7 protein-coding genes are annotated in these 14,701 nt (G+C 60.5%); 3 read left to right on the forward strand and 4 right to left on the reverse strand.

The annotated features are described in order from the left end of the window. Positions 1-19 precede the first annotated feature (19 nt). The 3 genes from ABHF91_RS13790 to ABHF91_RS13800 all read right to left on the reverse strand — a co-directional run bounded on the left by ABHF91_RS13790 (position 20) and on the right by ABHF91_RS13800 (position 4,348). Positions 20-3,034 carry a flavocytochrome c gene (locus ABHF91_RS13790; RefSeq protein ID WP_409420837.1) on the reverse strand — a complete coding sequence of 1,005 codons (3,015 nt, stop codon included), beginning with the start codon at positions 3,032-3,034 and terminating at the stop codon, positions 20-22. An 86-nt stretch (positions 3,035-3,120) separates the two neighbouring features. Next, on the reverse strand, positions 3,121-3,672 hold the full coding sequence (locus ABHF91_RS13795; protein WP_409420838.1) for an alcohol dehydrogenase catalytic domain-containing protein: 552 nt from the start codon (positions 3,670-3,672) through the stop codon (positions 3,121-3,123). 43 nt (positions 3,673-3,715) lie between these two features. After that, the gene (locus ABHF91_RS13800; RefSeq protein WP_409420839.1) at positions 3,716-4,348 is read right to left on the reverse strand and encodes a TetR family transcriptional regulator C-terminal domain-containing protein; all 633 of its coding nucleotides are present in this window, start codon (positions 4,346-4,348) and stop codon (positions 3,716-3,718) included. Positions 4,349-5,128: 780 nt separating this feature from the next. Between ABHF91_RS13800 and ABHF91_RS13805 the strand changes: the two genes are divergently transcribed. The 3 genes from ABHF91_RS13805 to ABHF91_RS13815 are packed head-to-tail and all read left to right on the forward strand — an operon-like array spanning position 5,129 to position 13,550. After that, on the forward strand, positions 5,129-8,005 hold the full coding sequence (locus tag ABHF91_RS13805) for an HD domain-containing phosphohydrolase (RefSeq protein WP_409420840.1): 2,877 nt from the start codon (positions 5,129-5,131) through the stop codon (positions 8,003-8,005). Between the two features lie 50 nt (positions 8,006-8,055). Further along, positions 8,056-12,426 (forward strand): response regulator, encoded by a 4,371-nt coding sequence (locus ABHF91_RS13810; RefSeq protein ID WP_409420841.1) that lies wholly within the window; start codon positions 8,056-8,058, stop codon positions 12,424-12,426. Positions 12,427-12,428: 2 nt separating this feature from the next. After that, positions 12,429-13,550 (forward strand): two-component system response regulator, encoded by a 1,122-nt coding sequence (locus ABHF91_RS13815; protein WP_409420842.1) that lies wholly within the window; start codon positions 12,429-12,431, stop codon positions 13,548-13,550. A gap of 6 nt (positions 13,551-13,556) precedes the next feature. On the opposite strand, the gene ABHF91_RS13820 is transcribed toward ABHF91_RS13815, so the two are convergent. Further along, entirely contained in the window at positions 13,557-14,576 is a 1,020-nt protein-coding gene (locus ABHF91_RS13820; RefSeq protein WP_409420843.1) for a hemerythrin domain-containing protein, read from the reverse strand. Positions 14,577-14,701: the final 125 nt, after the last annotated feature.

Raw genomic sequence — 14,701 nt, forward strand, 5'->3', positions numbered from 1 at the left:
TTATGACAATTCACTGAAATTAAATCTGCTCAGCTACGCTCTCACCCGCAATTCGACCATAAGTGAAAATATCAATTAATGCGTTTCCACCCAAACGGTTACCTGCGTGGATACCACCAGCCACTTCACCTGCCGCATACAAGCCAGGAATAATGTTGCCTTCCTTACTAATAACACGGGCTTTAGTATCGATTTTGAGCCCCCCCATCGTGTGGTGCACCGATGGTTGCCGTGGTGTTGCGTAGAATGGTCCTTGTTCCACTTTCAAGCCGAAAGCACTCTTATGGAATTCAGGATCATGACCTTGTTCTACATAGGTGTTGTACTGCTGAATAGTTGCAATTAATTCAGCCGCCGGCACACCAATTTTCTCAGCCAGCTCATCAAGTGTGTCCGCTTGAATGATGATGCCTTCTTTAATTTCTCGTTCGATGGTTTCATCAGATGTATTTGCTGCCGTCTGACGAATCTTCTCATCGGCAATCATATATATGATGCCACCGTTATCAAAAAAGGCCTCAGCGAGTACATCACGGCTTCCGCACTCATCAATAAAGCGCTTACCTTGTTGGTTAACAAAAACAAAGTTCTCAGGTGGTACGATCAATCCTGTCAACAGTGCGCCAGATTTCGGGTCGCCTATCGGCATTAACTGAACAAAGCCCATACCCACTAACTCTGCACCGACTTTCTCACCAATCGCGATGCCGTCACCAATGAGTGCTGGAGAGTTGGTTGTTTTAATATCATCTGAAATTTCTCTCCAGTAGGTATTGTATTTTTTGATCATCTGCGTGTTTGCACCGAACCCACCTGATGCGAGAACAACACCATTATTTACACTCAGTACTAGCTTGGTACCGTTTGCCTGTATTGCCTTGATACCAACCACGTTACCATCTTCAACAATCAGATCCGTTGCACGGGTATCTGTGATTATCCTGCCTCCTTTCTCTTGAATTCGCTTTTGTAGTTTATCAACAAATTCAACGCCTTTAGGACGTTTTGGTTTGTGCGCGCGACGCCACAATGCACCTACAGGAATTTCCACCACTCTGCGATCAAAGTCGATACCTTTATCACTCAACCAATTAATTGACGCCATGGCATTCGAAGTTAAGGTTTCCACTAAGTCGTATTGACCGTAGATCGATTGACCATTTAGATCGGTACGTTTACCGCCCAGGTAAGTCTGGATTCGATGTAGTTCAACAGAGTCAAACAGATAGTTTTTACCATTTGCCACATCGACAAAGTAGCTATCAAGCTGTTCTTTAAGTATTTTAAAATCAGCAAGATACCCATCTACAAACTCTGACTCCGGCGTATCAGCAAGCGCCATCAAGTTTTCTTTTTCTCCCGGTAGAGCTCGGAAGTCATTCTGCCACTCAGGCTCTGCCGCATTTACCCAGCCACCAGTGCGCACTGTGTTACCACCAATCGCAGGGAATTTTTCTAGCAAAATAACTGACCTGCCTTTATCAAGGGCTGTAAGGGCTGCACTCAAGCCTGCACCGCCGCCACCAACAACCACGATATCGACTGTTTCTTCGATGGTTTCAGATGACCATTCAACTGCTTTTCTTGCTTTACAACGAAGTGCTTCAGAGTTACCGCCCGCTAGGTCAACTGCATTAGAAACACCATCAATGACCGCCTGGCTACTTACCGTCGCGCCAGAAATCACGTCAATATTTAAAGTTTGGTCATTGATAATTTGTTGAGGAATACGCTCAAATGCTGGATTAGCAATGCCATCTGACTCTTTTGATGAATCAACGGAAATCTCAAGGATCTTATCTTCAGAAAAGGTCACAGTTACCGGTAAGTCGCTGTTATGACCTCGTCCATAAGCTGTATACTCACCCGGTTTAAATTCAATTTTAACGTTTTGCAGTTCTTTAATTCGTTGGTGTTTTAGTGCTTCAGCTGCACTATCGACAATCATATAGTCCATGATATCCCAAAGCGGGGTAGGTATTTGCAATTCTCCCTGTTGGGCAATATCAGCAAATTCTGCACATGGTTCATCATTTAGAGCCTTAGCAGCCCAAGTCGGCTCAACCAGATAGCCTTTACCTACACTCACTATATCGTAACCCTGTGAGAGCGCCTTTTCTGCATCGGTACGTTGGGCAATGCCACCCACGCCAATCACTGGCACTTTTGCTACACTTTCCGACTGAAGTTGACGATACTTAGTGATGAGTGGTTCCTTATCTTCTGGCTCTACAATGGAGTTGCGCGCCCAGCTGCCCATAGAGAAGTGGAAATAATCCAAGCCATGGGTTGCGAGTTTATCCAAAAGATACATGGTATCGCTGAAGCGGATTCCCGGTTCCTCTAGCTCTTCTGGCGAGAATCGATAACCGATAATGAAATTTGTTTTTTCATGGGACAGGGCCACCTGCTTGACCTTTTCCAAAACAGCAAGTGGGAAGGTGGTCCGTTTTTCTATGCTTCCACCCCATTTATCATTTCTACGGTTTGAGTGTGGTGAGAAAAATTGCTGAATGAGGTAAGTGTTAGCGCCATGGATCTCAACACCATCAAAGCCAGCCAGAATTGCGCGACGGGCAGCATTACCAAAGTGTTCAATCATTGTTTCGATCTGAGCTTCGGTCATTTCAAGTGGTGTTGCTGCATTATCACGAAGTGCTGCAACAGGACTTGCCGAGATGGGGTGGTGCCCACCGTTGTATTCCGGATTCGCCATACGTCCTGCGTGATAGATCTGCAATATCGCTTTTGAGCCTTTTGCCTTGATCGCATCAGCTAACTTTTGCAAGCCAGCCACTTTGCTATCCGTATCAATCCCTAACGCACCAGGAAAAGCACGACCATAATTTTCAACAAATGCACTTTCAACAATGATTGCGCCGGCATCACCAGAACGTGAACCGTAATAGGTGATCATCTCTTGCGTCACACCGCCATCAAAAAAAGCAGACTGAATCGTCATTGGTGCCATCACAATACGATTTTTTAGTTTAATCCCTGATTGAAATACTATTTCTTTGATTAACTGATTCATAAACTTTCCTTTTGCAAATGTATTCTCAGATAAAACACGATGGATGACGGTAGCGTGCCTTCCCTGTCGGCGAGCCAAAACGACGGCTAGGGGTTGCAGGCGATGACGACCCGGCTCCGGATCTGCCCTTGCGACAACGGCTCCGCCCGGGAAATCGCCCCATCCAGGCCATGGGTGGAACTGATTGCCGCCAGCACCGGCGGGGGAACCAACTCGACCAGATAATTCCAGGCCGCCTGCCGTTTCTCCTGGGGGTAGGTGACGCTGTCCACGCCGGCCAGGGTCACGTTGCGCAGAATGAAGGGCGCGACGCTGCCGACCAAAACCAGATCCTGGGCCAGGCCCCCCCAGTGCGTCTCGCCCTCCCCCCAGCCGGTCAGCAGCACCTTGTCGCCGACCTTGAAGGCGTCGCTGTCGCTCTGGCTGACCGTGCTGGCGAAGTCAATGCCCGGGCTCATGGGAAAGGCGCGGATGATGGGACCCTCACCGGTGATCGCCAGCGCATCCTTGTAGCTCAACGACGAATATTCCACATCGACGAGCACATCGATCGCCCGCCGGCAGTTGGCTTTCATCCAACCGCTGACAACGCGGCTATATCCGTTGGAATCTTTGCCAGTGACGGCCACTTTGAACATGAGGGTCCTATTCATGACCAGTCGTCTATAAAAAGATAAAAAATTAGCGGGGCAGCCCCGCCAGGAAATTGCGCACAAAGATGTCAAGCGGGGTACGCTCGGCGCGCAGCTTTGCCCGCATCACTGCGCCTTCCCAACCCGTCCAGAAAAATTCCGCCAACTCGTCGCAGTCGGTGTTTTCGCTCAGCTCACCCGACGCCACAGCATCCCTGAGGCAGGACGCTAGCAGCGCCTGCCAATCCTGGATGATGCCGTCCAGACGGGCCCGGAAAACCTCGGGGATACCGCCGATCTCCTGGGCCATGTTGCCCACGATGCAGCCCCGCTTGAACTGGAAGCGCGCCATGCTTTCGCAGACGTTCTCCTCGAACGCCCGAACGCGATCCAGAGGAGCCAGGCTCTTGTTGCCCAGGGTCTTGTTGAGCTTGTGGGCAAAGTAGCCGGCATAATCGTCCAGTATCGCCAGGCCGAAGTGCTCCTTGCTGTCGAAGTACTGGTAGAACGATCCCTTCGGCACCCCCACCTGCCGCAGGATGCCGTCGATCCCCGCCAGGGAGAAGTTGTATTCCGTCAGCGCAACGGTGCCCGCCCGGATCAGGCCGGCTCGGATCTCGTCCCGCTCAAGCGAGGATTTCGGCGGCCGTCCTCGCCGCTTGCTGGTTGCGATATGCTGCATAGCGGCATTCTTGACCGACCGTCTGGTGAATTCAACAGGTTAATCGCCAATCATGTCATGCATTGATGCAGATCATTTCTTGCCTACCCGGCGTGGCCTTGGGTCCCCCGCGGGGGAGGGTGCTCTTATCGGCCCGGCACCCTCATCCTGACCGCGTCCCGCCGCAGATCCATTACCTCGTTCCAGCGCTTGGTAAGGGTGCCGACAATGGGCTCACCGGCACACAAGGCTCCGTTTGCAACCCAACAACAGCGCATCCGTAGCCAAGGCGCAGCGCGCTGGAAGCTGCAATTCAGGGACTGTGGTGTGGCTGTGTGAATGCTTGACGATGGCCGGTTAGCCTGACTCTTGGCACCCTCTGTGCACTCACAGGGTGAAATCTAGCGAGTCTTGCAGTTGGTGATGTTACGCCGTTTGAGCACGTCGGCCACAGAATGATCGCGATCGGTCACCTGCTTAACGGCGTCGATTTTGAACTGGTCGGGCGAGCGTTTTGCGCACATTAGAACCCCTGTCTTTGCGTTAATGTCTCTAACTGCGAGGTGTCTAGAAAATCGGTAGCGATTCAGTGCCACATCCCCTAAGACACTGTCTGATGAGGCCGCATCTGTTTATGATGATGCTCGCCAGGGTTCGGCGCCAAGCGGTTGATGATGCGCAATTTTCGCCTGGAATATCATTTTAAGGTGCCGAATGAGGTATTCCGTTTGACGCTGATTTTCTCCCGGTTCATGCTCAAGCCGTTCAGGTTTTGACCATGTCACCGCCGAGGGGAACGTGATGCCCAACCGCCTACCGCTCTACCCGCTCTACATCCATATCGGTGCCCTGTTTCTCGGGTTGTTCCTGCTGTTTGGCTCCGTGCTGATCGCTCTGGGCTACCAGACCACCCTGAGTCAGAGCCGATTGCAGGCCGAACAGCAGTTTTCTCTGCAGCGTCAGCTGCTGGGCGAGGCCATAGAGCGACACTATCAGCCCATAGAACTCTCCTTGGGGCTGATGCGGCAGTCCGGTCTCACCACGGCCCGCACCCTGAGCCAGCGGCTGGCCAGCCTGCCCGAGCTGCAGCAGTTGCTGGTCAGCAACCCCAGTGTCTCGGCCGTCTACATGGGCTATAGCAACGGCGACTTTTTCCTGCTGCGCAGCCTGACCACCCAGGCCCGCCAGGCCCTCAAGGAGGCAGCCCCAGATGGCGCCACTTTGCTGGTACAGAGCCTGGATCAGCCCAAGCCGGGCAGCATGGAGGCCGTGTACCTCTTCTATGACGACCAGCTGCGGCTGCTGGAGCGTCGCTACCAGCCGGACTACCGTTTCGATGCCAGAAAACGGCCCTGGTATCACGCCGCCAGCCAGCAGTCCGGTGTGGTCATCTCGGCTCCCTACTTCTTCTTCACCACCCGTGAGGTGGGCACCACGCTGAGCCTCAACACCGACGAGGGCGTGCTGGGGGCCGACATGAGCATGAACCAACTGTCGGCACTGATGGCCGGCATGACCCTGCCCCCCACCGGCCAGCTGGCACTGTTTGATCAGGCCGGCCATCTGGTGGCCGGCTCCCGCCCCCTGCCCGACGCCGCCCACCGTCGCCTGCTGAACCTGGCGGAATACGAGGGCAGCATCTTCCCCCACCTCTCTTTGGCAGTCGCCCTGACCAGCGATCGGCAACAGCATCTGGCCCTGACGGATGACCAGGGACAACCCTGGACCGGCGTGCTCAATCAGCTGGCCAAACAGTCGTCACACAGCGGCACCCTCTACCTGGCCATGCTGCAGACCGAGGAGAGCCTCTACGGCCCGGCCCTGACTCAGGCTCGCCACAACCTGCTGCTCTCCGCCCTGGTGATGCTGCTGATGCTGCCCAGCGTCTGGTGGCTGGCCCGACGCACCGCCCGGCCGCTGATCGCCTTGACTCAGGAGGCCGAGGCCATCCGGCGCTTCGACTTCAACGACCGCCCGTTAAAATCCAGCCACATCAAGGAGATTGCCGATCTGACCCGCGCCATGGTGCGGATGAAACGCACCATAGGTAACTTCCGCTCCATCGGCCAGGCCCTGCACGGTGAGCACCACTTCCCCCTGCTGCTGACCCGCATCCTGGAGGAGAGCAGCAACCTGGTGCAGGCTGAAGGGGTGCTGCTCTACCTGGCGCAACCTGTGGGCGAGACCACGGGGCGCGGCCTGTGGCTAGGGCAGGAGCTGACCCAGCTGCCCCCCTTGGCGCAGGAGCTGGCCCATGACGACCCGGTGGCGCTGGATGAATCCAGCTGGCAACAACAATTTGCCGAGCTGGGCCCCTACCCCGGGCCCCTGTGGCGGGTGAGCGAGTCCCTGACCAACCGGCGGGACGAACCCATCGCCACCCTGTTGCTGCTGCTGCCCCAGGGCTCGGCCCAGGAGCAGCAGGCCAAGCTGGGGCTGATCCGCGCCCTGTGCGGCTCGGTGGCCGCCGCCTTGGACACCCAGCGGCTGCTGGAGGAGCAAAAGCAGCTGCTGGAATCCCTGATCCAGCTCATCGCCAACGCCATCGACGCCAAGAGTCCCTATACCGGCGGCCACTGCCAGCGGGTGCCTGTGCTGACCAAGTGGCTGGCCCAGGCCGCCTGCGACCAGCAGGCCGGCCCCTTCGCCCGCTTCAACCTCAACGCCGACGAGCAGGAGGCCCTGCACATCGCCTGCTGGCTGCACGACTGTGGCAAGGTCACCACCCCGGAATTTGTGGTGGACAAGGCCACCAAGCTGGAGACCCTGTACGACCGCATTCACGAGGTGCGCATGCGCTTCGAGGTATTGAAGCGCGAGGCCCATATCGCCCAGCTGGAGGCAAGCCTGCCCGCCGGCCAGAGTGCGGCCGTCCGCCAGGCCATGGCCCCCCTCTGGCAGCAGTTGGATGAGGAGTACGCCTTCGTGGCCCAATGCAATCAGGGCGGCGAATTCATGGCCCCCGAGAAACTGGACAAGCTGGCGGCCATCGCCCAGCGCCGTTGGTGGCGCACCCTGGATGACCGTATTGGCCTCTCCCACGAGGAGTACTCCCGCAAGGCCGCGACGCCGGCCGCCCCCCTGCCCTGTCAGGAACCCCTGCTCAGCGACAAGCCGGAGCACTGCATCCCTCGCCCGGCCGCCGAACAGCTGGCCGACGACAACCCCTGGGGCTTCAAGGTCAAGGTGCCGCAGTTCCTCTATAACCGGGGCGAGCTGTACAACCTGGGCATCGCCCGGGGCACCCTCTCGGAAGAGGAGCGCTACAAGATCAACGAGCACATGATCCAGACCATCAAGATGCTCACCACCCTGCCCTTCCCGCGCCACCTGCAGACGGTGCCGGAGATCGCCGGGGGGCACCACGAGAAGCTGGACGGCACCGGCTATCCCAAGCGTCTGAGGGAGCAGGAGCTGAGCCTGCCGGCCCGCATGATGGCCATCGCCGATGTGTTCGAGGCGCTGACCGCCAGCGACCGCCCCTACAAGGAGGGCAAGACCCTGAGTCAGGCCCTGGGGATCATGGCGCGCATGGTGCAGGATCGCCATCTGGACGGTCCCCTGTTCCGCCTGTTTGTGGAGTCCGGCCTGCCCCAACGCTACGCCAAGGACTACCTGACGCCCGGCCAGCTGGATGAACCGGCCACCGCCAGCCTGCTGGAGGGCATTCCGGCCTAGCCGGCCGCTGACCTGGTCTCACTTTTTCCCCCTAGGGAGCCGAGGATAAGATGGAAAACGCCCATCGTTCTTTCTTGCAGATGATGCTGACCCGCGCCTTCGGCATAGTGCTGAGCGCCCTGCTGCTGTTCGGCCTGGGGATCCACTTCCTGCTCATCCGACCCACAGTGGAGCGGGTGGCCAATGCCCAGATGCAACAGGCGGCGGCGGAGATGGAGGCCAGCATGGTGGAGCTGGGACACAGCACCCGCACCACGCTGCAGACCATAGAAGGGGTGCTCAGGCGCAACCTGCTGGTGCCGAACACCACCACGCTGCAGCAGATGCTGGACGGCGACAACCAGCAGATCGCCATGCTGGACAACCTCTTCCTGCCGTTTATCGACAACAACGCCAACGTCACCGCCATCGCCCTGGCCAGGGAGGATGGCAGTGGCATCATGTTGATGCGGGACGAGCAGGGCCTGCCGTTGAATCACCTGAGCCGCCGCACCCAAAACGGTCGGCAAATCGCCCTGCTGCACTGGGATCGCCAGCTGCAAAAGGTGTCACTTGAAACCGCAGACAAAGACTTCGATACCACCAGCCGCCCCTGGTTTCGTGGCGCCCTGGCGCAGACCGACCCGGATAAGGTGCATTGGACCGCCCCCTACATCTTCTATCCCTCCGGCAAGCCCGGCGTCACCCTCAGCCACCAATTTGTCGGCCTGGATGGCCAGCGTTACGTGCTGGCACTGGATGTGACCCTACAGAACATCTCCCGTTACACCAGCCAGTTGGAGGTCAGTCGTCACGGCTTCGCCGTGCTGTTCGACAATCAGCAGCACAGCCTGGCCCTGCCCGAACGGGTGTTGGAGGATAACCAGGCGGCGGACCGCCCGGCCCCCGCGCTGATGAGCTCGGTGCTGCAGTCCCAGCATCCCGTGCTGGTAACCGCCACCCAGGACTGGCTGCGCCAGGGTCATCCCGATCACCGGCTGGCCAGCAGCCGGCTTCCCGACGGCACCATCTGGTTTCACCAATTCCGTAACCTGAGCCTGGGAGACGAGAGCATCTGGCTGGGGATCTACGCCCCGCGCACGGATTTCCTATTCTTGGGCCACAAAGAGTGGCTCATGCTGCTGGGCATACTGCTGGCCTGCCTGAGCTTGGCCGCCCTCATCGTCATCCCCTCCGCCCGCCGTATCGCCGGCCAGCTGCGCGCCCTGGTATTGGAGAGCCACCGCATCGGCAACATGGATCTGCAGACCCCGGTGACGGTGCGCAGCGACATCCACGAGTTGCAGGCCCTGGTGGCGGCCCAGGATCTGATGCGCCGCAACCTGCAGGACGCCACCCACGCGTTGGAGCAGCTGAACAACACCTTGGAGGAGAAGATCCTCGAGCGGACCCGGGAGCTGGAGGAGATCACCTCGGCGGCCGAATATTCCCGCAAGCTCATCACCGACATCACGGAGTCGGTGCCCTGCGCCGTGTTTCGCTACGAGATGGTGCCGGGCGAGGCGGGACACTTCACCTTCATCAGCGCCCGCTCCCAGCAGGTGTGGGGGCTGGACAACCAGGCGCTGATGGCCGATCCGGATCTCAGGTGGTCCAGGGTGCACCCGGAAGACATTCACCAGGCCCAGCAGCAGATGCGAGCGCAGACGGACGCCGCCGACAACCGCAACCTGCTCTACCGCATCATCGATGAACAGCGGCGGATCCGCTGGATCGAGACCCGAGCCGAGATCACTGAGCCCACCACAGGGCACTACATCTGGAACGGCTACTGGCGGGATGTCACCGCCGAGCAGGAGGCCAAGCTGGCCCTGGCCGATCAGCTGGCCTTCCAACGGGTGCTGATGGATACCATCCCCTACCCCCTGTTCTACAAGGATGCCCAGGGCCACTATGCCGGCTTCAACAAGGCCTACGGGCAGGCCTTCGGTGTGGATACCCAGACCCTGATCGGCAAGACGGTGCTGGAGCTGCCATTTCTGCCGGAGGCCGAGCGCCAGCAATACCACGCGGAGAATCTGCGCCTCATCCGGGACAACAGCTCGGCACAGCGGGAGACCCAGGCGCCCTTTGCCGACGGCCTGCTGCACCAGACCCTCTATTGGGTCTCCGCCTTCCGCAAGACCGACGGCCAGCCGGGTGGGGTGATCGGCACCTTCGTCGACATCACGGCCCAGAAGCAGGCGGAGGCCAAGATGGCCGAGGCCAAGGAGCTGGCGGAGGAGGCGGCCCGCATCAAGTCCGACTTTCTGGCCAACATGAGCCACGAGATCCGCACGCCCCTCAACGCCATTCTGGGGCTGGCGCACCTGCTGCAAAAGACCCATCTCGAACCACGCCAGAACAGCTTTGTGGACAAGATCCATCGCTCGGGCCGGCATCTGCTGGGCGTCATCAACGACGTACTGGACTTCTCCAAGATCGAGGCCGGCAAACTGGCCCTCCATCCCCAGCCCTTCGCCCTGGCCAGCCTGCTGGAGGGGATCATCGATCTCACCGCGGAAAAGGCCTACCAGAAGGGGTTGGAATTCATCATCGACGTGGCCCCCGACGTGCCCTTCGAATTGACCGGCGACGAGTTGCGTCTGGGGCAGATCCTGATCAACTACATGAGCAACGCGGTCAAATTCACCGAGCAGGGGGATATCCGCCTGGAGATCAGGCTGGTGACCCAGGATGACCAGGGGCTACTGCTCTATTTCGGTGTACACGACACCGGCATCGGCCTGACCGAGCAACAGCAGGCCCGCCTGTTCCAGAGCTTCCAGCAGGCCGATGCCTCCACCACCCGCAAGTATGGCGGCACCGGCCTGGGACTGGCCATCTCCCGCAAGCTGGCCGAACTGATGCACGGCGAGGTGGGGGTAGAAAGCCACTACGGCCGGGGCAGCACCTTCTGGTTCACCGCCCGGCTGCAACCCGTCAGCCAGGCCAACGCCGAGGCCCTGCTGCCCAGCCAGGATCTGCGGGGCGTCCCAGTGCTGGTGGTGGAGGACAATCCCAAGGCCGCCAGCGCCGTGACCCAGATGCTCAAGGCCCTGCGCTTTGAGGTCAGCCAGACCGCAGACGGCGCCAGCGCCCTGGCCCTGTTGCAGCAGCGCCAAGCCGGCCAGCCCTTTGCCCTGATGTTTATCAAGAGCGAGTTGCCGGGTCTGTCCGGCCAGCAGACCCTCAGCCAGCTGACCAAGCTGGACCTGGCCGCGCCGCCCCACGTGGTGCTGGTGCACGGCAGCGAGCACGCCGTGGAGGATGACAGTCAGATGGGCGATCGCATCATCACCCACCTGTTCAAACCCCTGACCCCCTCCCTGCTGTTTGATACCGCCATCCGCCTGCTGGCGGGCCGGGTCGAAGGCAGCACGCCCCCCCGTCTGCGCCAGCGGAGCATCAGCCATCTCGAAGCCGAGCTGCCCAGCATCGCCGGTGCCCGCCTGCTGCTGGTGGAAGACAACGACATCAATCAGGAAGTAGCCAGCGAACTGCTGGCCAACGCCGGCTTCGTGGTGGATATCGCCGGCGATGGCCAGGCGGCGCTGCAACAGCTGGCCCAGCAGGCCTACGATCTGGTATTGATGGACATGCAGATGCCGGTGATGGATGGCCTGGAGGCCACCCGCCGCCTCCGGCAACAGCCCCAATGGGCCAAGCTGCCGGTGGTGGCCATGACCGCCAATGCCATGGAGCAGGACCGGGAGCTGTGCCTGGCGGCCGGCATGGATGACTTTGTCAGCAAACCCATAGAGCCGGATCAGCTGTGGCAGGCCCTGCTGCGCTGGATCCCGCCTCGCCAAGCGGCCGAACCCCGGCGCCCGCCCACCAGCGAGACATCGCCCACCACGCCCGCCCCCCTGCCCCAACTGGCGGGGCTGGATACCCAACTGGGCCTGAGCCGGGTCATGGGCAATCGGCCGCTCTATCTGCGGCTGCTGGAGAAATTTGCCAGCAGCCAGCAGGACTGCGTGGCCCGCATCCGCCAGGCATTGGCCCACGACGACGCTCCGCTGGCCGAACGGCTGGCCCACTCCCTCAAGGGCGTGTGCGGCAACCTGGGCGCCAGCGAGCTGCAGGCCCAGGCGGCCGAACTGGAGCAGGCCATCCGCCAGCAGGCGGCGACGGCGGCGCTGACCGAACGCCTGGAGCCGCCGCTGCAACGGCTCTGCCAGCAGCTGACCCAGTGGCTAGGCGGCCAGACCGAGCCGACGACCGCGGGCCCCCTGGTGAACGACATCCGCCCCATCCTCGACCGCCTGGCCAGCCTGCTGGCCGATGACGACTCCGAGGCCCTGACGGTGCTGGAAGAGCAACAGGCCAGCCTGCAGCAGCAGGCCCCCCGGCGCCTGGCCCAACTGGAAGAGGCCATCCGTCAGTTTGAATTTGAACAAGCGCTGACCCTGGTCAACGCCTGGAAAGAGGAGTGCTAAGCATGGCAACCCCCCCCGCCCTGGAGAAGGCCACCATACTGGTGGTGGATGACACGCCGGAAAACCTGACCATGATGAGCTTCCTGCTCAAGGATCAGTACAAGGTCAAGGTGGCCAACAACGGGGAGAAGGCGCTGCGCATCGCCCAGGGGCAGCCCCAGCCCGACCTCATACTGCTGGATATCATGATGCCCGAGCTGGATGGCTACGAGGTCTGCCGCCGGCTGCAACAGGATGCCGCCACCCGCCGGATCCCCATCATCTTTCTCACCGCCAAGGCCAGCGTCGAAGACGAGGCGCTGGGCCTCAAGCTGGGGGCGGTGGACTACATCACCAAGCCCATCAGCCCGCCTGTGGTGCTGGCACGGGTAAAAACCCACCTGAGCCTCAAGGCCAGCGCCGACTTCCTGCGCAGCAAGAGCGACTTTCTCGAGCAGGAGGTGGCCAAACGGACCCAGGAGGTGATGGCCATCCAGGATGTCACCATACTGGCCATGGCCTCCCTGGCGGAAACCCGGGACAACGAGACCGGCAACCATATCCGCCGCACCCAGTACTACGTGAAGGCGCTGGCCGAGGCCCTGCGCCAGCATCCGCGCTTTGCCGCGGCCCTGGATGACCACCAGATCGCCATGCTGTTCAAGTCCGCGCCCCTGCACGACATCGGCAAGGTGGGTATCCCCGACAGCATACTGCTGAAGCCAGGCCGGTTCGAACCGGCAGAGTTTGAGGTGATGAAGCGTCACCCCGTCTTGGGTTTGCAGGCCATCGAGCATGCCGAGCAGGCCCTGGGCACCTCGGTAGCCTTCTTGCAGGTCGCCAAGGAGATCGCCTACGGCCACCACGAGAAATGGGACGGCTCCGGCTATCCCCAGGGGCTGGCCGGCGAGGCCATTCCCCTCTCCGCTCGGCTGATGGCCCTGGCCGACGTGTACGACGCCCTCATCAGCAACCGGGTCTACAAACGGGGCATGCCCCACGACCAGGCCGCCGCCATCATCGCCGAGGGGCGCGGCAGTCACTTTGATCCGGATATCGTCGATGCCTTCTTCCAGATCGAGGCGGAGTTTATCGCGATAGCCCGCCGATTTTACGATGCGGTGGAGGCGGCCCCCGCCGACTGAGCGGCCTCAACACCGCGTCTGCTGCAACAGGGCCTCGGCACAGAGGCCATCCTCGGGATAGCGGGCCGCCGCCAGCTGCAGGCGGGGCGTCCAGCTGGCGGCCCCCTCCAGCAAGGAGACAGCCATCCCCAGCTCCCCCTGCAGATGGGCCAGGTAGTCGGCCAGCACCGGCTGCGCCGCCGGCGGGCTCAGCACCAGCACGAAGCGGGCGTCCGCCAACCGCGCCGCCAGCGCCGCCCCCTCCGCCGTCAGCCGGTGGGCCAGCGCCTGCAGCAACTGATCCCCCGCGCCCCAGCCCAGCTGCTGATTCACCGCCTCCAGCTGCTCCAGTTTGAGCTGCACCAGCCACAGAGGTTGGCCAGTGCGCTGGGCCTCGGCCAGCAAGGGGGGCAATTGCTCCTGCAGCGCCCGACGGTTGGCCAGGCCGGTGAGCACATCCTCGTGACTGAGACGATAGGCCTGCTGACGCTGCTGCTCCCCCAGTTGACGGCAGCGATCCGCCAACCAGCCCCGCTGGCTCACCAGGCGGTCAAACAGCTGGCTGATGGCCTCGATAAGCACCCCCTGGCTACGGGATGCCCCGCTCGACGCCTCCTGCTGCAGCGACTCGGCCAGCGCCATGTCCTCGGTGAGGATGTGCAATGCCAGCCACTTCACCAGAAAACCCAGCAAGGCATCGGCCCCCTGGCCCACGTCAAGCCGCACCTGCTCGCTCAGACCATCGATGGCCTGGGCAAACTCGCCATGGCGCCGCAGGTGGCTCGCCTTGTGCTCCTCCGACAGGGCGCAGGCCTCCAGCAACTGCTCCTCGCAGGAGAAGTGGTAGAGGGCGTATTGCCGCAGAGACCAGCAGCAGTTCATCAGCGCCTGTTCATCGGCGCCCTCCACCCGGTAGCGACCCAGCTGATTGATGAGCTCCACCAGCATGCGGTGCTGTGTATCCATCAAAGGCAAGCCGGTCTCATACAGCGGCCCCCACACAAACACATCCTGATAGGCCAATGGCGCCTCTTGCTGCAAACTCATGGAACCTCTCTGTCCGGCAACGACACGATAGGCTAGTTTTAGCACGCCCCTCACCCCCCTCACCGTGAGCACCCTGGCAGCTCTGGCGTCCGGCGACAATCGCTCACCGTCTCTGCGCCGCCCTC

The organism is Pseudaeromonas aegiceratis (genome assembly GCF_046254905.1).
Classification (GTDB): Bacteria; Pseudomonadota; Gammaproteobacteria; order Enterobacterales; family Aeromonadaceae; genus Pseudaeromonas; species Pseudaeromonas aegiceratis.

Excerpts from the sequence above, each read along its gene's own strand:
- ABHF91_RS13815 (WP_409420842.1), top strand. The coding sequence starts at position 12,429 with ATGGCAACCCCCCCCGCCCTGGAGAAGGCCACCATACTGGTGGTGGAT.
- ABHF91_RS13800 (WP_409420839.1), bottom strand. The coding sequence starts at position 4,348 with ATGCAGCATATCGCAACCAGCAAGCGGCGAGGACGGCCGCCGAAATCC.
- ABHF91_RS13790 (WP_409420837.1), bottom strand. The coding sequence starts at position 3,034 with ATGAATCAGTTAATCAAAGAAATAGTATTTCAATCAGGGATTAAACTA.
- ABHF91_RS13795 (WP_409420838.1), bottom strand. The coding sequence starts at position 3,672 with ATGTTCAAAGTGGCCGTCACTGGCAAAGATTCCAACGGATATAGCCGC.
- ABHF91_RS13810 (WP_409420841.1), top strand. The coding sequence starts at position 8,056 with ATGGAAAACGCCCATCGTTCTTTCTTGCAGATGATGCTGACCCGCGCC.
- ABHF91_RS13820 (WP_409420843.1), bottom strand. The coding sequence starts at position 14,576 with ATGAGTTTGCAGCAAGAGGCGCCATTGGCCTATCAGGATGTGTTTGTG.
- ABHF91_RS13805 (WP_409420840.1), top strand. The coding sequence starts at position 5,129 with ATGCCCAACCGCCTACCGCTCTACCCGCTCTACATCCATATCGGTGCC.